General features: G+C 62.2%; 20 protein-coding genes. 11 read left to right on the forward strand and 9 right to left on the reverse strand.

Annotation, left to right across the window (positions count from 1 at the left end):
• Nucleotides 1-35: 35 nt before the first annotated feature.
• Together BLS51_RS26015 and BLS51_RS26020 are read right to left on the reverse strand one after the other, a co-directional pair.
• Nucleotides 36-1,469 (reverse strand): efflux transporter outer membrane subunit, encoded by a 1,434-nt coding sequence (locus BLS51_RS26015; RefSeq protein WP_229207757.1) that lies wholly within the window; start codon nucleotides 1,467-1,469, stop codon nucleotides 36-38.
• A 9-nt stretch (nucleotides 1,470-1,478) separates the two neighbouring features.
• On the reverse strand, nucleotides 1,479-1,721 hold the full coding sequence (locus BLS51_RS26020) for a DUF4148 domain-containing protein (protein ID WP_090191256.1): 243 nt from the start codon (nucleotides 1,719-1,721) through the stop codon (nucleotides 1,479-1,481).
• Nucleotides 1,722-1,876: 155 nt separating this feature from the next.
• Between BLS51_RS26020 and BLS51_RS26025 the strand changes: the two genes are divergently transcribed.
• Nucleotides 1,877-2,212 carry a hypothetical protein gene (locus tag BLS51_RS26025; RefSeq protein ID WP_090191259.1) on the forward strand — a complete coding sequence of 112 codons (336 nt, stop codon included), beginning with the start codon at nucleotides 1,877-1,879 and terminating at the stop codon, nucleotides 2,210-2,212.
• Nucleotides 2,213-2,230: 18 nt separating this feature from the next.
• On the opposite strand, the gene BLS51_RS26030 is transcribed toward BLS51_RS26025, so the two are convergent.
• The 4 genes from BLS51_RS26030 to BLS51_RS26045 form a co-directional block, all read right to left on the reverse strand.
• Nucleotides 2,231-3,133 carry a LysR family transcriptional regulator gene (locus BLS51_RS26030; protein ID WP_090191261.1) on the reverse strand — a complete coding sequence of 301 codons (903 nt, stop codon included), beginning with the start codon at nucleotides 3,131-3,133 and terminating at the stop codon, nucleotides 2,231-2,233.
• Entirely contained in the window at nucleotides 3,133-4,173 is a 1,041-nt protein-coding gene (gene mgrA, locus BLS51_RS26035) for an L-glyceraldehyde 3-phosphate reductase (RefSeq protein ID WP_090191264.1), read from the reverse strand. Before mgrA ends, BLS51_RS26030 begins: the two co-directional genes overlap by 1 nt.
• Nucleotides 4,174-4,242: 69 nt before the next feature.
• Nucleotides 4,243-4,821 (reverse strand): superoxide dismutase [Fe], encoded by a 579-nt coding sequence (sodB, locus tag BLS51_RS26040; protein WP_090191266.1) that lies wholly within the window; start codon nucleotides 4,819-4,821, stop codon nucleotides 4,243-4,245.
• 122 nt (nucleotides 4,822-4,943) lie between these two features.
• Nucleotides 4,944-5,924 carry a LacI family DNA-binding transcriptional regulator gene (locus tag BLS51_RS26045; protein WP_090191269.1) on the reverse strand — a complete coding sequence of 327 codons (981 nt, stop codon included), beginning with the start codon at nucleotides 5,922-5,924 and terminating at the stop codon, nucleotides 4,944-4,946.
• 211 nt (nucleotides 5,925-6,135) lie between these two features.
• Between BLS51_RS26045 and glk the strand changes: the two genes are divergently transcribed.
• The gene (gene glk / locus BLS51_RS26050) at nucleotides 6,136-7,128 is read left to right on the forward strand and encodes a glucokinase (protein WP_090191272.1); all 993 of its coding nucleotides are present in this window, start codon (nucleotides 6,136-6,138) and stop codon (nucleotides 7,126-7,128) included.
• Between the two features lie 33 nt (nucleotides 7,129-7,161).
• Here the strand turns inward: glk and xseA are convergent, their stop codons facing one another.
• Entirely contained in the window at nucleotides 7,162-8,526 is a 1,365-nt protein-coding gene (xseA, locus tag BLS51_RS26055) for an exodeoxyribonuclease VII large subunit (protein WP_090191275.1), read from the reverse strand.
• A 939-nt stretch (nucleotides 8,527-9,465) separates the two neighbouring features.
• On the opposite strand from xseA, the gene BLS51_RS26060 reads away from it, so the two are divergent.
• From BLS51_RS26060 to BLS51_RS26095, 8 genes are all read left to right on the forward strand, one after another.
• On the forward strand, nucleotides 9,466-10,071 hold the full coding sequence (locus BLS51_RS26060; RefSeq protein ID WP_090191277.1) for a MotA/TolQ/ExbB proton channel family protein: 606 nt from the start codon (nucleotides 9,466-9,468) through the stop codon (nucleotides 10,069-10,071).
• Between the two features lie 12 nt (nucleotides 10,072-10,083).
• Nucleotides 10,084-10,518, forward strand: coding sequence for an ExbD/TolR family protein (locus BLS51_RS26065; RefSeq protein WP_090191280.1), 435 nt, complete (start codon nucleotides 10,084-10,086; stop codon nucleotides 10,516-10,518).
• A complete protein-coding gene (gene lpxK, locus BLS51_RS26070; RefSeq protein ID WP_090191282.1) occupies nucleotides 10,475-11,605 on the forward strand; it encodes a tetraacyldisaccharide 4'-kinase in 1,131 nt (376 codons plus the stop codon). Before BLS51_RS26065 ends, lpxK begins: the two co-directional genes overlap by 44 nt.
• A complete protein-coding gene (locus BLS51_RS26075; protein WP_008446346.1) occupies nucleotides 11,586-11,762 on the forward strand; it encodes a Trm112 family protein in 177 nt (58 codons plus the stop codon). Before lpxK ends, BLS51_RS26075 begins: the two co-directional genes overlap by 20 nt.
• 2 nt (nucleotides 11,763-11,764) lie before the next feature.
• Nucleotides 11,765-12,511: a 3-deoxy-manno-octulosonate cytidylyltransferase gene (gene kdsB, locus BLS51_RS26080; protein WP_090191285.1), complete on the forward strand. Its 747-nt coding sequence runs from the start codon at nucleotides 11,765-11,767 to the stop codon at nucleotides 12,509-12,511.
• 177 nt (nucleotides 12,512-12,688) lie between these two features.
• On the forward strand, nucleotides 12,689-13,345 hold the full coding sequence (gene adk / locus BLS51_RS26085; protein WP_090191287.1) for an adenylate kinase: 657 nt from the start codon (nucleotides 12,689-12,691) through the stop codon (nucleotides 13,343-13,345).
• Nucleotides 13,346-13,473: 128 nt separating this feature from the next.
• Nucleotides 13,474-15,597 carry a sodium-translocating pyrophosphatase gene (locus BLS51_RS26090; protein WP_090191290.1) on the forward strand — a complete coding sequence of 708 codons (2,124 nt, stop codon included), beginning with the start codon at nucleotides 13,474-13,476 and terminating at the stop codon, nucleotides 15,595-15,597.
• A gap of 65 nt (nucleotides 15,598-15,662) precedes the next feature.
• Entirely contained in the window at nucleotides 15,663-16,130 is a 468-nt protein-coding gene (locus BLS51_RS26095; RefSeq protein ID WP_090191293.1) for a hypothetical protein, read from the forward strand.
• Nucleotides 16,131-16,137: 7 nt separating this feature from the next.
• On the opposite strand, the gene BLS51_RS26100 is transcribed toward BLS51_RS26095, so the two are convergent.
• Together BLS51_RS26100 and BLS51_RS26105 are read right to left on the reverse strand one after the other, a co-directional pair.
• Entirely contained in the window at nucleotides 16,138-18,138 is a 2,001-nt protein-coding gene (locus BLS51_RS26100) for a TonB-dependent receptor domain-containing protein (RefSeq protein WP_175472695.1), read from the reverse strand.
• A 130-nt stretch (nucleotides 18,139-18,268) separates the two neighbouring features.
• Nucleotides 18,269-18,709, reverse strand: coding sequence for an OsmC family protein (locus BLS51_RS26105; RefSeq protein WP_090191295.1), 441 nt, complete (start codon nucleotides 18,707-18,709; stop codon nucleotides 18,269-18,271).
• Between the two features lie 59 nt (nucleotides 18,710-18,768).
• Between BLS51_RS26105 and BLS51_RS26110 the strand changes: the two genes are divergently transcribed.
• Entirely contained in the window at nucleotides 18,769-19,401 is a 633-nt protein-coding gene (locus BLS51_RS26110; RefSeq protein ID WP_090191298.1) for a GntR family transcriptional regulator, read from the forward strand.

A 19,401-nucleotide genomic window follows, 5' to 3' on the forward strand; every position in this document is an offset into this window, starting at 1 on the left:
ATTTTTTGGAAAGGACTGATTGTACTATTTAAGTGTCAGTTCAAATCCAGTTTTATGCCTCCGCCTAGCGCCGACATCAATAATGCATAGTTGTCCAGCTGTTTGCTGGCCACTTGCGCCATTTGCTGCTGCTCATTCAACAATGTCAGTTGAGCGTTGATGACATTGAGGGTGTCGGTCAGGCCGGCCTGGTAGGCTTTTTCTGCCAGCTGCTGCTGGCGCCGTGCCGACGCCAGCGCGCGTTGCGCCAGCTGGTCCTGCTGCTTGACTGAATCTATCTTCACTACCGCGTTGGCCACGTCCGACATCGCCTGTACCACGCTGGCGTTGTACTGCTCGATCGCGCCGTCGTAGATGGCGGTCTGGTTGCCCAGTTGCGCACGCAGGCGGCCGCCTTCAAATACCGGCAGGCTGATGGCCGGCGTGATGCCGCGCATCTGCGAGCCGGCTTCGAGGAAATGGCCGAAGCCCAGCGACTGCTGGCCGACAAAGGCGGCCAGGTTGATATTCGGGTAGAAGTCCTTCTTCGCCACGCTGATGCGGGCGCCGGCTGCTTCCACGCGCCAGCGCTGCGCCACGATATCCGGGCGGCGGCCGACCAGTTCGGCCGGCAGGTCGGCCGGCACGCCGTCGGCGCGCGCCGTCTCAAGGGTGAGCAATGGCCGGGCGATCGTTTCGCCGTCGCCCGGTCCTTTGCCTATCAGTGCTGCCAGCTGGTTGCGCAGCAGGGCGATGGTTTCGCCATGTTGTTCATGCTCGCGCCGACCCGCTGGCAGCGTGGTCTCGATGCTGCTGACTTCAATATCGCTGGCCAGTCCGGCGGCCTTGCGGCGGCGCGTGATTTCCAGGATGCGCTGGCGCTGCGCCAGGTTGTCCGCCACGCTGTCCTGCAACGCATACTCCAGCGACAGCTGGATGTAGGTGCGGACGATGGAGGTTTCCAGCGTCAGGCGTGCCATTTGCGATTCGGCGGCGGCCAGATGGACTTCATCCAGCGCGGCGGCCAGCGCATCGCGATTGCGACCCCACAGGTCCAGATCGTAGGAACCGGATAGCGTGGCGGTGTTCTTCCACGCGTAGTTCCCGGCGAGTGGTGCGGGGATCGTACTGTGCGCCGAGTACAACTCACGGTCGGCGCTGGCCGAGGCGTCTACGCGCGGCAGCGTTGCGGCCTTGGCGACGCCGGCCAGTGATTCGGCCTGGCGCACGCGGGCCAGCGTGGCGCGCAACGATGGGTTGTCGCTCAGCGCGGCGGTCACCAGCTTGTTCAGCTGCTCGTCGTGCAGCGCTTCCCACCAGCGCTCGTCCGGCCAGGCGACGAGTTTGTCCCCTGCTGCGCTGGCGGCGGCGATGGCCTTGCCCGGATTCAGGTCGGCGGACTTGAGGCGGGTCGCCTGCGGCTGGACGTTGCCCATGTTGGCGCAACCGGCCAACACGCAGAGGGAAAGTGCGAACGAGAGCTTCTTCACAGGTGCTGCTTAGTGCTTGACGATGTGCTTACGGGTCTGGGCGACGTCCATGTCGGCTTCGGTCTCGATCAGCGTGCCGTTCTTGCGCGCTTCCAGGTATTCGGCCTGCACTTCGGCACGGGTTTTACCTTGAGGCTGCTCGACTTTTTTCTCAGTCTGGGCGAAGGCATTGGTGACGGTGGTGGCGGTCGCGGCGACTGCAAATGCCGCAGTGGCCAGGGCGCTCAGCAGGTGTTTGCTCGTGGTGCTCATGATGTTCTCCGTATTTGATGGTTATAAGTATGGAGATGAATAATACATTTGTAAAGTAAAAAATTCCTATGGGCATAATAGTTTTAAGCGTGTGGACGCACTGACCCAAGGCCTTGCCGGTGCTGTAATGTGATTTTTATGGCAAGGAGGTCATCATGGCTGACAGCACTTTAGACCCGGACAACATTCCGGCAGGCGCCGACCGTACCCTCGGTCGCGGACATGGCACGCGCGCGCTGGGCCCGAGCGACAATTCGGACAGCGGCAGCGATATGGTGGGACAGCCTGGCGCGGAGATGGATAGCGACACCGATGCGCAAGGCACCGGCGAGCGCGCCAGCGTGGGCCGGGAAGATATCGAGAGCGACATCGGCTACGACCATGTCGAAACGATGCCGGAGACGGATGGCGATGGAGGCGAGATGGCGCCGGACGAGAACGCCGAGCGCGACGTGCCGCCGCAGGCGCGACGCGAAGAACGGCGCAACTGAGCGCGCCAGCGCCAAGCTTTAACTGGCGGCGCCCATCACGTCGCTGAGCCAGTCGACAAACACCCGCACGCGCGGCGACAGCTGCCGCTGGTGCGGGTACAGCACCGACACCGGCATCGGGCGCGGGCGCCACTGGTCCAGCACTTCAACAATGGCGCCGCTGCGCAGCTGCTGGTCGATGTGATAGCGCGGCATCTGCACCAGTCCCAGATCGTTGGCGCAGCAGGCGGCATAGGCTTCGGCGCTGCCAACCGAGACCTGGCCGGGCAGGGTGATGCTGACATCCTCGCCATCGACGATGAACTCGAACGGGAACATCTTGCCGCTGCTGGACGAGAAGAAGTTGACCGCTTGGTGGCCTTGCGTGTGCAGGTCCTCCAGCGTGTGCGGCATGCCGTGCTGTTGCAGGTAGGCGGCGCTGGCGCAAGTCACCTGCTGCAGGCTGGCGACACGCCGCGCCACCATCGACGAATCACGCAACTCGCCAACCCGCAGCACGCAATCAACGCCGTCGCGCACCAGGTCGACCAGCCGGTCGCCCATGCCGATTTCCAGTTCGATATCCGGATAGCGGGCGAAGAACTCCTTCAGGCGCGGCAGCACATAGCGCTGCGACAACGTGCCTTGGAGATCCACGCGCAGCTTGCCGCGCGGCGCCACGCCGCTGTTGCCGAATCCCGCCTCGGTTTCCTCGACGTCCGCCAGAATGCGCACGCAGCGCTGGTAGTAGGCCTGGCCGTCCAGCGTCGGGCTGACGTGGCGCGTGGTCCGCTGCAACAGGCGCACGCCGAGCCGCGCTTCCAGCTGCTTGATGGTGTAGGTGGCGGTGGCCGCCGGTATCTGCAAATCCTCCGCCGCCTTGCTGAAGCTTTCCAGCTCGACGATGCGGGTGAAGATGCGCATGGCGTTAAAACGATCCATTATTTGTGCGCCGAGGAGCCGGCCCACAGGTTGATCGCGCCTTCCTGCGCCAGCGCATCGATCTGCGCCAGTTCTTCATTGGTGAAGCTGAGATTCTTCAGCGCGTCGACGTTCTCGCGGATCTGCGTGGCGTTGCTGGCGCCGATCAGCGTCGAGGTGATGCGCTGGTCGCGCAGCACCCAGGCCAGCGCCATCTGTGCCAGCGTCTGGCCGCGTTGCTGCGCGATGTCGTTCAAGCCGCGCACCCGCTGCAGATTCGCTTCGCTCAGGTGCGATGGCAGCAGCGAGCCACCGCCGGGACGGTTGACGCGCGCATCGGCCGGCACGCCGTTCAGGTATTTGTCGCTGAGGATGCCCTGCGCCAGCGCGGTGAAAGTGATGCAGCCTATGCCTTGCTGGCCCAGCGTGTCCAGCAGGCCTTCGGTTTCGATCCAGCGGTTCAGCATATTGTACGAAGGCTGATGGATCAGGCACGGCACCTTCCACTCCTTCAGCAGGCGTGCGGCTTCGGCGGTTTTCTCGGCTGAGTAGGACGACACGCCGACATACAGCGCCTTGCCCTGCTGGACCGCGTGGGCGAGGGCGCCCATGGTTTCTTCCAGCGGCGTGTCCGGATCGAAGCGGTGCGAGTAAAAGATATCGACGTAGTCGAGGCCCATGCGTTGCAGCGATTGATCCAGGCTGGCCAGCACGTATTTGCGCGAGCCGCCGCCTTGGCCATAAGGGCCGGGCCACATGTCCCAGCCGGCCTTGGTGGAGATGATCAGCTCATCGCGGTAGGGCTTGAAGTCTTCCTTGAAGATGTGACCGAAGTTGGTTTCGGCGGAGCCGTATGGCGGCCCGTAGTTATTGGCCAGGTCGAAGTGCGTGATGCCCAGGTCAAACGCCGTGCGCAGCATTTCGCGCTGGGCGGCGAGGGTCGTGCTATCGCCAAAGTTATGCCACAAGCCGAGCGACATCGCCGGCAGCTTCAAGCCGCTGCGGCCGCAAGTGCGATACTGCATCTCATCATAGCGCTGCGCGGACGCGAGGTAGGTCATGAACTGTCTCCAATAAAAAAGCCCGCAGGCGCGGGCGCTGCGGGCTTTTGCTCAAGCTGCCGTTGTCGCTTAAGCGAAGTTGGCGGCAGCGAAGTCCCAGTTGGCGAGCTTGAAGAAGGTCTCGATGAACTTTGGACGCACGTTGCGGTAGTCGATGTAGTAAGCGTGTTCCCACAGGTCGATGGTGATCAGCGCTTTGGCGTCGGTGGTCAGCGGGGTGGCGGCGTTCGAGGTGTTGACGATGTCCAGCGTACCGTCGGCTTTTTTCACCAGCCAGGTCCAGCTCGAACCGAAGTTGCCAACGGCCGACTTGGTGAACTCTTCCTTGAACTTGTCGAACGAGCCCCACTTGGCGTTGATGGCGTCAGCCAGCGCGCCGTCTGGTGCACCTTTGCCGTTCGGGGTCAGGCTGTTCCAGAAGAAGGTGTGGTTCCAGATCTGTGCCGAGTTGTTGAAGACTGGACCCGACGATTTCTTGATGATCTCTTCCAGCGACAGGTTTTCGAACTCGGTACCTTTAATCAGGTTGTTCAGGTTGGTGACATACGTTTGGTGATGCTTGCCGTAGTGGTATTCCAGGGTTTCTTGCGAGATGTGCGGCGCCAGGGCGTCGATTGCATATGGCAGAGGTGGCAGAGTATGTTCCATCGTTCTTCCTTTTGATTGAATGGTTTAAAAAAACCGGGTCATTTTATTGCAACGTCCACCATTGTAAAGCGGATAGGGCATCGCCGCAGAAAACACCCCGGTTTCGTGTGGATTAACAGGGATTAGCGCAGCCTGCGGGTGGTTTCGCGGACGATCAATTCCAGCGGCGGCACTTCGCCGCGCACTTCCTCGCCATTGATGATGCGCAACAATGCGTGGGTGGCGATGCGGCCGATGTCGTACAGCGGCTGGCGGATGGTGGTCAGCGGCGGCGTCGTGTACGAGGAGCCGGGCAGGTCATCGAAGCCGACCAGCGAGATATCATCCGGCACGCGGATGCCCTTGCGGTACAGCGCCAGCCGCGCGCCATAGGCGCTCAGGTCGTTGGCGGCAAACACGGCGGTGAACTGCTGGCCGGTGTCGAACAGGCGGTTCATCGCCAGCATGCCGCTGGCCTCGTGGTAATTGCCCTCGACCACCAGCTTGTCGTCCAGCGGAATATTCGCCTCGCGCAGCGCGCGTGCGTAGCCGGCCAGGCGGTCGTCGGCGTCGGTATTGTTGGCCGGGCCGGAGATGAAGGCGATGTGGCGATGGCCCAGTTCGATCAGGTGGTGCACCGCCAGGTAGGCGCCATATTCATTATCCATTTTGAAGCCGAGTGCGCTGCGGGTCTTGATGGCGCGGCCGGTGGAGACGATCGGCCGCTGGCCGGAAAAGCCCAGCACCGTTTCATCGTCGATGCGGCCGGACAGCAGGATGATGCCGTCGACCTTGCGCGCCAGCAGCAGGCGGATACGGTCGGCTTCCTCCTCGGCATTCCAGTGGCCGCTGACGATCACCGAAGCGTAGCCGGTGCCTTTGAGGCCGTCGTCGACGCCGCGCAGCGTTTCATCGAAGAAGGGGGAGGAGATATCCTGGACCACGATGCCGATGGTCATCGAGCGGCCTTTTTTCAGGCCCTGCGCCATCTGGTTGGGCGCAAATTTCATCTCCTCGATCGCCGTCAGCACTGCGCGGCGCTTGTCGTCGGACACCTTGGCGGTGCCATTGAGGATGCGCGAAACCGTACTCGGAGACACTCCCGCCTGGCGTGCAACGTCCAACAGGGTCGATGGGCTGGAGGGTGGAATGTCTGCCAAAGTAGTGCCTTGTAGATGTAGTTATGAAAACCTTTGCGCCGGAAGATTAGCACATTGACTTTCATTGATCGGCGGTATTTAATGAAAAACGCTTCTGAAAACGTTTTCAGTTCTAAGCGTGACATATAATCAAGCTGCCAGTCCAGCATAAAAAAGAGACAGAACGGAAAGAGACATGAAACGCGATGCATTTTCGCACCTCGCGCACGGCCCGCGCATCTTGGCCGACATCGGCGGCAGCAGTGCCAGCTTCGGGCTGGAAACGGCGCCCAACCAGATCGAAGCGATCTGGCTGACCGACTGCCAGTCTTACCCGACGCTGGGCGCGGCGATGGTGGCCTACCTGTCGCAGCCGGCGACGGTGGCGGCGGGCGGCTACCAGGCGCGCTTTGCCGGCATCGCCATCGCCAACCCGATCGACGGCGACTGGGTGACCATGACCAATCACCACTGGTCGTTCTCGGTTGAAGCCGTGTGTTCACAATTCAGCCTGAAATCGCTGGTGGTGGTGAACGACTTCACCGCGCTGGCCAGCGCCTTGCCCTACCTGGCGGCGGAGCACAAGCACCAGATCGGCGGCGGCATCCTGCGCAGCGGCGCCACCATCGGCCTGGTGGGGGCGGACGCCGGGCTGGGCGTATCCGGCCTGGTGCCGGCCGGCGAGCGCTGGATCGCCATCGACAGCGAAGGCGGCCACGCCACGTTCGCGCCGATGAACGAGCGCGAGATCGACATCTTGCGCTACGCGCGGCGCTATCACGAGCATGTATCGAGCGAGCGGCTGGTATCCGGCATCGGCATCGCGCTGGTCTACCGCGCGCTATGCGAACGAGCGCGCGCCGAACCGCAGAACCTGAACACGGCAGATATCATGGAACGCGGCCTGCACCGGCTTGATCCGGTGTGCGAAGAAACGCTGCTGGCCTTCTGCGAAATGCTGGGCACGGTGGCCGGCAACGTCGCGCTGACGCTGGGCGCAAAGGGCGGCATCTACATCGGCGGCCGCACGGTGCTGAAGATGAGCGAGTTCTTCGAACGCTCCGGCTTTCGCGCCCGCTTCGAGCAGAAAGGCCGCTTCTCCGACTACCTGGCGCACATCCCCACCTACGTCATCACCGCCGAATACCCGGCGCTGATCGGCATGTCCGCCATGCTCTCCGCCACCTGAATCCGGGGTCAGTTCTGCCAAACGTACACGGACTCATGTACGTTTGGCAGAACTGACCCCGGATATGTCGACGTTGGCGCTGCCTTCGGCGAGGCGGACGGTGAGGGTGGTTTGCGGCTTCAGCTCGGTTGGGGCGCGCAGGATGGCGCCTTGTTCGTTGGTGACGATGGCGTAGCCGCGCTCCAGCGTCCGCTGTGGATTCAGCAGTTCCAGCTGCGAGGACAGCGCGGCCAGTGCGTCGCGCTTGTGGTGCAGTTGGCGGGCGATGCTGGTCGTGGCGCGGTGTTGCAGGCTGGCCAGCACCGATTGCGCTGCGCTGACATCTGGCTTGCGTGCGCCCAGGCGGCCGCTCAGGCGATCCAGCTGATGACGCGCCTGCGTCAGCGGCGCGCGGTTGGCGTGCGTCAGCGCGGTGGCGTGGGCGCGCAGCTTGTGGCGCTGCTGGTCGATCTGCGCCGTTGGATTCAGCAGGCGGCGCTGGTGGTTGTCCAGCGTTTGCTCGGCGTCGTTCAGCGCACGACGCATGGCGCGGCGCAGGTCGATGACGTCGGCGCGCAGCGAGCCGATCCAGTCGGCACGCGGCGTGGCCGCCAGTTCGGCCGCCGCTGTCGGCGTGGCGGCGCGCAGGTCGGCGGCGAAGTCGCAAATCGTGAAGTCGGTCTCGTGGCCGACGCCGGAAATCACCGGCATGCGGCAATTCGCCACCGCATACGCCACTTCCTCGTCATTGAACGACCACAGGTCTTCGATGCTGCCGCCGCCCCGGCAGACGATCAGCACATCGCATTCGCCGCGCAGCGAGGCGGTGTCGATGGCGGCGGCGATCTTTTCGGCCGCCAATTGGCCCTGCACCGGTGTCGGGTAGAGAATCACCTGTACGTGCGGCGCGCGGCGTTGCAGCGCGGTCAGCACGTCGCGCAGCGCCGCCGCCTGCGGGCTGGTGACGATGCCTATGGTGCGCGGAAACATCGGCAGCGCGCGCTTGCGCTCCGGATGGAATAGCCCGGCCGCGTCCAGCTTTTCCTTCAGCCGCTGGAAGGCTTCGAACAGCGAGCCGACACCGGCGCGGCGGATCGCTTCCACATTGATCTGGTAATCGCCGCGCGCGCCATACAGCGTGACCAGCGCGCGCACCTCGACCTTGTCGCCTTCGCGCGGGACGAAGTTGGCGTATTGCGCGCGGCCGCGGAACATCACCGCCCGCACCTGGGCGCCATCATCCTTCAGCGTGAAGTACCAGTGGCCGGAGGCTGCCCGCGTGAAGTTGGAGATTTCGCCCGAGATCCATTGCAGCGGAAAGCTGCGCTCCAGCAGCCGCGCCACGGCCTGGTTGAGCGCACTGACGGTGATCACTGGCGCGGCGGCGGGGGCGGTGTCGGAATGGCTGTCGAAATTCATCACATTTTTAAAAAGGAAACTATCCACACTATGTGTGTTTGGTCACACAGCGGTCATAACGCAGCTAATACAGCAAGTATTATAGATAGGTCCCTGATTTTAAAGCGTAAACTTTTTTGCTGCATTTGCGTGCAGTGGGGAAAAATCCTTATGGATCAAGCACTTTGGCGTAAGCAAGGGTGGTTACGCACAAAGTTATCCACAAAAATTGTTCATTACCGTGAGCGATAGGTATTTCCTTTTGCATGTTTCGCATGCTCAAAATTTACGCAAGGAAATTATCCTCTTTAAAATCAGTCGCTTGAGCAGGATTCCGCCCATTGCGCACAATTTTATCCACAGAATTTGTGCAAAACTTGGTGCTTGTGTTGCTGGTTCAGCCATGCTCCGGGAGCCGTCAAGTTGGCAGAAGGCGCTGTTGAGCCGCTGCTTATTTTTTGCGCTGTGAAGCAAACATATTATAAATCAAGGACTTGGTGAGGTGACTTCTGCCTTGCTAACAATCTTATCCACATAAAATGTGCAGAACTACCGAGTTGTCTCGATAGTTCAAACCGATCCCTCGCATAGATCTTCTGGACGGTGGATAAGTGCATCTTTCGGATGAAAAAGGGCTTTTGGAACCCATCTGCCGGTTTTTTACTCACGGAAAATAAACGCTTTAAAATCAATGATGTAGTTTGATATGAAGCCGATTGCGCACAATCTTGTCCACAATAAGTGTGGGGAAGTTCACATTTGTAAGCCAGAGTTTTCCTGCTTTATTTTTAAGCTACACAACTATTTCTTTTCGAATCAAAGACTTAGCCATGAACGCAGACGTTTGCTCACATTATTGTCCACAGAAAATGTTGAGAACTCCACCAGACACTTGCCGACATCGCCCCAACAAGATACATTGCGCCATTCAGTTGCAGATTTTTTCCACAGGAGTTCGTTTTGCTCGCCATCTTTCAAGCCGCCGGCTGGCCTATCTGGCTGTTGTTGATTGCTTCCATCGTTGCAACAGCGCTGATTATCGAACGCCTGATGTACCTCCGCCGCAGCAAGCTGATCCCGAAAAAGCTGCTGGACGAAGTGGTCCAGGTCTACCGCAACAAGCAGATCACGCCGGATGTCATCGACAAGCTGGAAAAAAGCTCGCCGCTGGGCATCGTGCTGTCGGCCGCACTGCGCAACGTCGACGCGCCGCGCGAGGTGATGAAGGAGTCGATCGAGGAGGCCGGTAGCGGCGTGGCGCATACGCTGGAGCGCTTCCTGACCACGTTGGGCACCATTGCCACGCTGGCGCCGCTGATGGGCCTGTTCGGCACGGTGGTCGGCATGATCGAGATCTTTGGTTCGCAGAATGCTGCCGGCTCCAATCCGGCGCAGCTGGCGCACGGCATTTCGGTGGCGCTGTATAACACCGGTTTCGGCCTGGCGATCGCGATGCCGACGCTGGTGTTCTACCGCCACTTCCGCGCGCTGGTGGACAGCTTCATCATCGACATGGAGCAGCAGGCGGTGAAGTTTGTCGACATCGTCCACAGCAAGCGCAAGTAAGGACGCCGCGCCATGAACTTCCGCAAAGGCCAGCGCCGCGAGGACCCGGAGATCAACCTGATCCCGTTTATCGACGTGCTGCTGGTGATCCTGATTTTCCTGATGGTCAGCACCACCTACAGCAAGTTCACAGAGCTGCAGATTACGCTGCCGACCGCCGAGGCGCAGAAGGCCGAGGAAAAGCCATTCGAGCTGAACGTGACGGTGGATGCCAAGGGCAACTACACCATCAACGGCGAGCCGGTGTCCTTCCGTGACGTCAACGGTTTCGCGCAGACCATGCGCGACGCGGCGACCAAGGCGGGCGACGCCGGCAAGTCGCCGGTGGTGATCGTCAATGCCGACCAGTTCGCCATGCACCAGATGGTGATCAATGTGATGGAAGCCGCGCGCATCGCCGGCTATGAAAAACTTACTTTCGCGGCGCAAACCGGTGGCGGCAAATAAATCGTCGGCGCTGGAATCCACGCTGACGCGTAACTGGCTGCGGCGTGGCCCGCTGGCGTGCGCCTTGTGGCCGCTGTCGCTGGTGTTTCGCCTGTTGAGCCGCTTGCGCGTGGCCTTGTTCCGTGCCGGTGTGCTGAAGTCGTCGCGGCTGCCGGTGCCGGTGGTGGTGGTGGGGAATATTTATATCGGCGGTACCGGCAAGACGCCGCTGACCATCTGGCTGGTGCAGGCCTTGCAGGCGGCGGGCATGCGGCCGGGCGTGATCTCGCGCGGTTTCGGCAGCGCCGGGGAGGGCGCGCGTGAAGTGAGCGCCGCTTCCACGCCGGCGCAGGTGGGCGATGAGCCGCTGCTGATCAGGCAGCGCACCGGCGCGCCGGTGATGGTGGGGCGCGACCGCGCCGCTACCGGCCGCGCGCTGCTGGCCGCGCATCCAGAGGTGGATATCCTGCTGACGGACGACGGCCTGCAGCACTACAAGCTGCAACGCGATGTGGAAATCATTCTGTTTGACGGCCGTGGCGCCGGCAATGGCTGGTTGCTGCCGGCCGGGCCGTTGCGCGAGCCGGTGTCGCGCCGGCGTGACTTCACCGTCATCAACACGCCGCAGCTGACCGAGGAACTGGCGCGCCGGGTTGGTGCGTCGATAGAGCCGCACCGCCAACCCGCTCAGACCGCTGTGGGCCGCATTGCGGGGGCGTGGCAGATGACGTTGGCTGGCGATATCGCCGAGCAGTTGCGCGACCGCACCCAGCGGCGCAGCCTGGCGGAGATTGCCGCGCAGCCGGGCTTGCGCATTGTTGCCGCCGCCGGCATCGGCAATCCGTCGCGTTTTTTTGGCATGCTGAAAGCCGCCGGCCTGCACGTCACCGAACTGCCTTTGCCCGATCATCACGACTTCCAGGACCGTCCATTTGCCACCCTGGATGCCGACCTGATCTTGATGACCGAGAAGGATGCAGTAAAATGTGCGCAAATTGAAGAACTCAGTGGCGATCCAAGACTATGGGTCGTCCCGGTAACAGCACGCATCGACCGCGCGCTGGCCGACCAAATTGTGGAGAAATGTCGTGGACGCTCGATTGCTTGATATCCTGGTTTGCCCGGTCTGCAAAGGCCCTCTGGAGTACGATAAGAAAGCCCAGGAAATGATATGCAAAGGCGACCGCCTGGCTTATCCGATCCGCGACGGCATCCCGATCATGTGGGCCGACGAAGCCCGCACCCTGCAGGACAAGGCTGAATAAACGTGTCCTTCATCGTCATCATTCCGGCGCGCCTGGCCTCGACCCGGCTGCCGAACAAGCCGCTGGCCGACCTCGGCGGCAAGCCGATGGTGGTGCGCGTCGCCGAGCGCGCGCAGCAGTCTGGCGCGTCGCGCGTCATCGTCGCTACCGACCATGAGGATATCCGTGCCGCCTGCCAGCAGCACGGTGTGGAAGTGTGCATGACCCGTGCCGACCATCCGTCCGGCACCGACCGCATCGCCGAAGTGGCGCGCACACTGAACCTGGCGGATGACGCTGTCATCGTCAACCTGCAGGGCGACGAGCCGCTGATCGACACCGCGCTGCTACAGGCCGCCGCCGCCCGCATCGGCGCCGACGTGCCGATGGCCACCTGCGCCCATCCGCTGCACGATGTGGCCGACGCCTTCAACCCGAATGTGGTGAAGGTAGTGCTGGACAAGGCCGGCCGTGCGCTGTATTTCTCGCGCGCCACCATCCCGTGGCATCGCGACGCCTTTGCACAATCCAAAGACAGCCTGCCCGCAGGCTATGTACCGCTGCGTCACATCGGGCTGTACGCCTACCGCAACGACTTCCTGCAGGCCTACCCGGCGCTGCAGGTGTCGCCGCTGGAATCCATCGAAGCGCTGGAGCAGTTGCGCGTGCTGTGGCATGGCTATCCGATTGCCGTGCATGTTACCGATTCTGCGCCGGCCGCCGGTGTGGACACGCCGGAGGATCTGGAGCGCGTGCGCCAGTTCTATTGATTTAGCGCAAATTCAAGTCAGGTAGAAGTCAGTTCGCACTGATATAACTAGCTTAACTGTGCGATATTCATACGCTCTATCGGCTTGAAATTGGCGTTCAAACTATGTTTTGTGGTAAGTTTCGTACGATCCGCTACTTACCAACCCATACCCATATCTGTTTTTTAGGAACTTTTCATGCGTCTTATTCTTTTAGGAGCACCAGGTGCCGGCAAGGGCACCCAGGCTAATTTCATCAAAGAAAAATATAACATCCCACAAATTTCGACTGGTGACATGCTCCGCGCCGCGATCAAGGCCGGCACTGAGTTGGGCCTGGCCGCGAAAAAAGTGATGGATGCGGGTGGTTTGGTATCGGATGACATCATCATCGGCCTGGTCAAGGACCGCCTGACCCAGCCGGATTGCGCCCACGGCTACCTGTTTGACGGCTTTCCACGCACCATCGCCCAGGCTGACGCCATGAAGGACAGCGGCGTGGCGGTGGACTACGTGCTGGAAATCGCCGTGCCGGACGAGCAGATCATCGAGCGTATCGATGGCCGCCGCTGCCACCCGGCATCGGGCCGCGTCTACCACGTCAAATTCAACCCGCCTAAGGTCGAAGGCAAGGACGATGTCACCGGCGAAGACCTGGTACAGCGTGACGACGACAAGGCGGACGTGGTGAAGAAGCGCCTGGACGTCTATCACAACCAAACCGAAGTACTGCTGGGCTACTACAACGACTGGGCACAGTCGGGCCAGGCAGGCGCGCCGAAATACCGCCGCATCGAAGGCGTCGGTCCGGTTGACGAGATTCGTGACGCAGCGTTTGCCGCGCTGTCGAAATAAGCGGTAAAGTAGAGCGGACCGATGGTCCGCTTTTTTTTCGCCAGCGCCATCCCGATTTTTGAAGTTTTGCAGTTCGCACCTTGCAGTGTGGTTTGTAAGCTTGATCAACAAAAATAAAGGGGACACTCATGGCAGGCAGCTTATGGTTGGCAGTTGCGTGCGGCGTCATCGCCGTGATTTATGGACTATGGTCGCGTAGCTGGATTTTGCGACAAGACGCGGGCAATCCGCGCATGCAGGAAATCGCGCTGGCGATTCAACAGGGCGCCGCAGCCTATCTGGCGCGCCAGTACCGCACCATCGGCATTGTCGGCGTGGTGCTTTTGATCCTCATTGCTGTACTGCTCGACGTGAGCACCGCCATCGGCTTCCTGATCGGCGCGGTGCTGTCGGGCGCGTGCGGCTTCATCGGCATGAACGTCTCGGTGCGCGCCAATGTGCGCACCGCGCAGGCGGCCGCCAAGGGCATGAACGAGGCGCTCGACGTGGCCTTCAAGGGCGGCGCCATCACCGGCATGCTGGTGGTCGGGCTGGGCCTGCTGGGCGTGGTGCTGTTCTACATGTTCCTGGTGGCGGGCGTCGGGCCCAACGTTGATCTGCACAAGGTGATCGAGCCGCTGATCGGACTGGCGTTTGGCGCCTCGCTGATCTCGATTTTTGCACGGCTCGGCGGTGGTATCTTCACCAAGGGAGCCGACGTTGGCGCCGACCTGGTCGGCAAGGTGGAGGCCGGCATACCGGAAGACGACCCGCGCAATCCGGCCGTGATTGCCGACAACGTCGGCGATAACGTCGGCGATTGTGCCGGCATGGCCGCCGATCTGTTTGAAACCTACGTGGTGACGCTGATCGCCACCATGCTGCTGGGGGCGCTGCTGATGGGCGCCAGTGGCAGCACGGCGGTGGTGTATCCGCTGCTGCTGGGGGCGGTGTCCATCATCGCCTCGATCATCGGCTGCTCGATGGTCAAGGCCAAGCCGGGCAAGAAGATCATGTCGGCGCTGTACACCGGGCTGTGGTGGGCGGCCGGCCTGTCGCTGATCGGCTTTGTGGCGGTGACCTGGCAGTTGTGGCCGGATGAGGCCATGCGCATGCGCATGATCGGCTGCACCGTGGTCGGCATCGTGCTGACCGGGCTGATGGTCTACATCACCGAGTATTACACCGGTACCGACTTTCATCCGGTCAAGCACATCGCCGAGGCATCGACCACCGGCCATGGCACCAACATCATTGCCGGCCTGGGCGTGTCGATGAAGGCCACTGCCTGGCCGGTGCTGGCGGTGTGCGCGGCGATTCTCGTCTCCTACCAGCTGGGCCAGCTGTACGGCGTGGCGATCGCCGCCACCTCGATGCTGTCGATGGCCGGCATCGTGGTAGCGCTGGATGCTTACGGCCCGATCACCGACAACGCCGGCGGCATCGCTGAAATGTCGGGCATGCCGGATTCGGTGCGGGCGATTACCGACCCGCTGGATGCGGTGGGCAACACCACCAAGGCAGTCACCAAGGGCTATGCAATCGGCTCGGCCGGGCTGGCGGCGCTGGTGCTGTTTGCCGACTACACGCACGCGCTGGAATCGGCTGGCCGGGCGATTACGTTTGATCTGTCGAATCCGATGGTGATCGTTGGCCTGATCATCGGCGGACTGATCCCCTATCTTTTCGGCGCGATGGCGATGGAGGCGGTGGGCCGTGCGGCCGGCGCAGTGGTGGTGGAGGTGCGCCGCCAGTTCCGCGACATCCCGGGCATCATGGAGGGCACCGGCAAGCCGGAGTACGACAAGGCGGTCGACATGCTGACCGCGTCGGCGATCAGGGAAATGATCGTGCCGTCGTTACTGCCGGTGGTGGTGCCGATCGTGGTCGGCATGCTGCTGGGCGCGGCCGCGCTGGGCGGCATGCTGATGGGCACGATCGTCACCGGGCTGTTCGTGGCGATTTCGATGACCACCGGCGGCGGCGCCTGGGACAACGCCAAGAAATACATCGAAGATGGCCACCACGGCGGCAAAGGTTCGGATGCGCACAAAGCGGCGGTCACGGGCGACACCGTTGGCGATCCTTACAAGGATACGGCAGGGCCGGCGGTGAATCCGTTGATCAAGATCATCAATATCGTGGCGCTGTTGCTGGTGCCGCTGCTGCCGGCCTCGGGCTGGCTGGCGGTGTCGGTGCCGTTGCCGGCGCACCCGCCCGCCATTGTCGCACCGGCCGACGTGCCACCGCCACCGCCGTTACAGCAGCAGTAACTAAATGTATCCATGGCTTCCCTCCTATCGTGCACCTGCTAATAATGGAGAGAGGAGGGAAGACCATGAATATCATCAAACCAGCCGCGCTGACTGCCGCTTTTCTGATTGGCATGCTGGTGTGCGAGGCAGCGTGGGCGCAGGAGCCGGTCGCCATGGCCGCCGAGCGCAAGGTAGACGCCGAATACGCCAAACTGCCTGTCTGCACACTGAACGCCGAAGGCACCGGCCTTGCTGTCGAGCCTTGCCGCAAGGCGCCGGCACAGGTGCCGGCGCCGCGCCGTGCGGTCACGCAGATCATCGAACCGATGCCACAGGTGAAACGGGCACCGCAGGTGGCCATGCCCGGCATGCAGCCATCGCCGTCATTGCAGAGCCTGACCAATCCGCCGCGCGCGCCGGTGCCGGTCACCAGTTGCGATGCGGCTGGCTGCTACGGCGCCAACGGCGTGCGCTACAACAATATGGGCGGCGGCGTGGTCGGGCCGAACGGCAAGGTCTGCAACCGCTCCGGCGCGATGATCCAGTGCTAGGCCAGGTTTAGAAACGCGTGGTCACGCCGGCGAACATGCGCCGGCCCGGCACGTAGTAATCGACCAAGCCGTCAGCTGTCGGCCCCTTGCGGAACAGGTTCTCGACGCCGCCACGCACCGTCCAGCCCGGCGTGACCTTGTACGACACCACTGCGTCGACGATGGTGTATGCGCGGTTGGACAGCGGACCGGTGTCCAGCTCCTTGCCGGTGTACTGGGCCGACACCTCGCCAAATAGCTGGTCGCTGACCTGCCAGCCCAGCGCCGAGTACCACGACAGGCGCGGTGTGGACAGCAGGTTGGCGCCGGTGGTCAGGTTCTTCGCTTCGCGCATATAGGTGAAATTGTTGCGCCAATTCAGCGTGGGCGTCAGTGGCAGGTTGGCGGTCGCCTCCAGCCCGCTGGTGCGCGCCTTCTGGATATTGGTCAGCCGCGTCCACCACAGTTTCTGGAAGAAGCCCAGCGGCGCGTAGTCGATCTTGTTCTTGAAGTCGTTATGGAAATAGGTGACGCCGAAGTCCCAGCCCTGGTGTTCATAAGCCAGGCCCAGTTCGGCGGCGGTGCTGGTTTCCGGTTTCAGGTCGGGATTGCCGGCCATGTAGCAGCCGCCACGGACATAGCCCAGCGGTGCCAGGCTGGTGCAGCCGCGCCCGCCCGAATTGGTAGCCGAGGCCGGCGAGTTCTCCTTCAGGCTGGGCGCGCGGAAGCCTTGCGACACGCCGCCTTTGACAGTCCAGGCCGGCGCCGGGTGATACACCAGGTAGAGGCGCGGGCTGTAGTGGTTGCCGAACTTGTCGTGATGGTCGAGACGCACGCCCAGCGTGGCGCTAAGGTCGTCGTGCAGGAACAACTGGTCTTCGGCGAACAGGGCCGAGGTGGTGCCGGACAGCGTTGCGCCCTCGACCTTGTTGCCCAGATAGTCGGTGGGCACGGTGCCGATGGTGTCGGTATTGGTCAGCTCCTGGTCCTTCCATTGGGCGCCGACCACCAGCAGTTGTTCGACGCCCCAGCCCAGGCGTTTTTCCAGTGTGGCGTCCAGCGTGGTGTCCTTGGAGCGCGCCACGGTGTTGGCGATGCGGTTGTCGAAATCGTTGTGGTACAGATTGAGTTTGGCGGTGCCGAAAGCGAAGCGGCCTTCGTAGCCGAGGCTGGCGCTCTTGCGTATCAGCTTGCTGGCGCCCCAAGCGTAGAACAGCGGATCGCCGTCCGGGTCCAGCGTGGAGGAGTCGCTGGCTTCCTGGCGGCCGTAGCTGGCGTCCAGCGTCAGGCTCTGGCGTTCGCCCAGCTTCCAGCTTAACTGGCCAGTGGCGGTCTGGTTGCGTTCGCCGCCGATGCCGCCGGCGTTGCCGCGCACCTGCTCATCGGGATTCTGCTTGCTCTGGCCGAGGCCGAAGCGCATGCCGACCGTGTCGCTCAACGGACCGGCGACATTGAAGCCGAGCTGGTGCGCGTCGCCGCGGCCGCTGTCCTGCGGACGGGTGGTGTTGGCGGTGGCCGAGCCGTTCCATTTGCCCGGCACCTTGCGCGTGATGATGTTGATCACGCCGCCCATCGCGTCCGAGCCGTACAGCGACGACATCGGGCCGCGCACCACCTCGATGCGTTCGATTATCTCGGGCGAGATCCAGTTCAGATCCTGGCGGCCGAGGTCGGGACGGTAGGCGGTGTCGGCCGAGCTGCCGACGCGCTTGCCGTCGACCAGGATCAGTGTGTATTTGTCGGGCAGGCCGCGCAACTTGATTTTCGATTCTTCGCCGACCGGGCTGGTGCCGCCGGTGACGCCGGGAATGCGGCGCAGCAGCGTGCTGAGGTCATACACCGGCTGGCGCTCGATTTCCTCGCGGCTGATGACGCTGACGCTGGCCGGGGCGTCCTTGATATCGATGGCAGCGCCGGAGGCGGTGACCACCACGGTTGGCAGCGGCGCATCGGCGGCTGAGTCGTTGGCCCAGGCTTGGTGAACAGACAGTGCCAGCAACGTGGCAACAAGGGAACGGCAGGTAGACATAGAGGCTTTCCAGAGTGGTGTTGCCTGGCTGCCTACCGGGTGCTAGGTGGTTCGTAAAATGCGGTCGTTTGCCGCAATGAGAATAGAAATCATTTGTATTATAAGCCTTCATTAATAAAAAATAAAGTCCTTACATGATGAGGGGCTCGCACAGGATCGGGAAGTTGACCGAGTTGGCGATGTAGCACTTCTCGTGTGCTGTGTGGTGCAGCCGAAGCGCGAGTTCGCGGTCACCGGACGCGATGGTGACGTGGGGGCGCAAGATGATGCGCTCGAAACGCTCATCCAGCATCGTGCCTTCGGCTTCATCCTCGTAGGCGGTGACGATGATGTTGGCGTCGGCGCACAGGTGCAGATACCACAGCTTGTGGCAGGCTGCGGCGGACGCCAGCAGCAGCTCTTCGGGATTCCAGCGCGTGGCGTCGCCCCGGAAGGCTGGGTCCGATGAGCCGGGAATCGCTGGCTTGCCGGGCGCGCTGATGATGTGGTCGCGGCCATAGTCGCGGTAGCTGGACGTGCCACTGCCGCGGTTGCCAGTCCACGTCACATTGAGTTGGTAATGATGTTTCATATCTTTTCTCCTTGCGGCCAGTGTATCGCTATTTGGTATTTTGGTATACCATTCGATACATGAGTACATCCGAACATCTCGCGGCCTCCTTGCGCGGTCTGATTGCCAGCGGTGCATTGCCCGATGGCGCGCGCCTGATCGAGCGCGACCTGGCTGAGCGCTTTGCGGTCAGCCGAATTCCGTTGCGCGAGGCGATACAGAAATTGGCGGCGGAAGGGCTGGTCGAGCAGCACAAGAATCGCGGCGCCGTGGTGCGCACGCTGACTGCCGCTGACATCGACGAAATTTACGCGCTGCGCATGCTGCTCGAAGGTGACGCCATCCGCCATGCCGTGCAGCGCCTGGATGCGGAAACGCTGGCCCGGGCCGAACTGGTGCATCGTTTGCTGGGCGAGGCGGCCACGCGCGAAAAGCAGGGCGAGCTCAACCGCGAATTCCATGCCTTGCTGTACGCCTCATGTGGTAACGAGCGCCAGCTCAAAGCCATCCGCGAACTGCGCGCCCAGGTGGAGCGCTATGAGCGTCTGCAATCCACGCTGCTGGCCGATACCCCTGCGTTCCAGCACGAACACGCCGACATCCTGCAAGCTTGCATCGCCGGTGATGCCGACCGCGCGTACGCAACCACCATCGAACATCTGGCCAGCGCCAAAGCGATCGTGCTGTCGGCAATCCGCACCATGGAGAATTGA

Source organism: Duganella sp. OV510 (assembly GCF_900100205.1).
Lineage (GTDB): Bacteria > Pseudomonadota > Gammaproteobacteria > Burkholderiales > Burkholderiaceae_D > Rugamonas.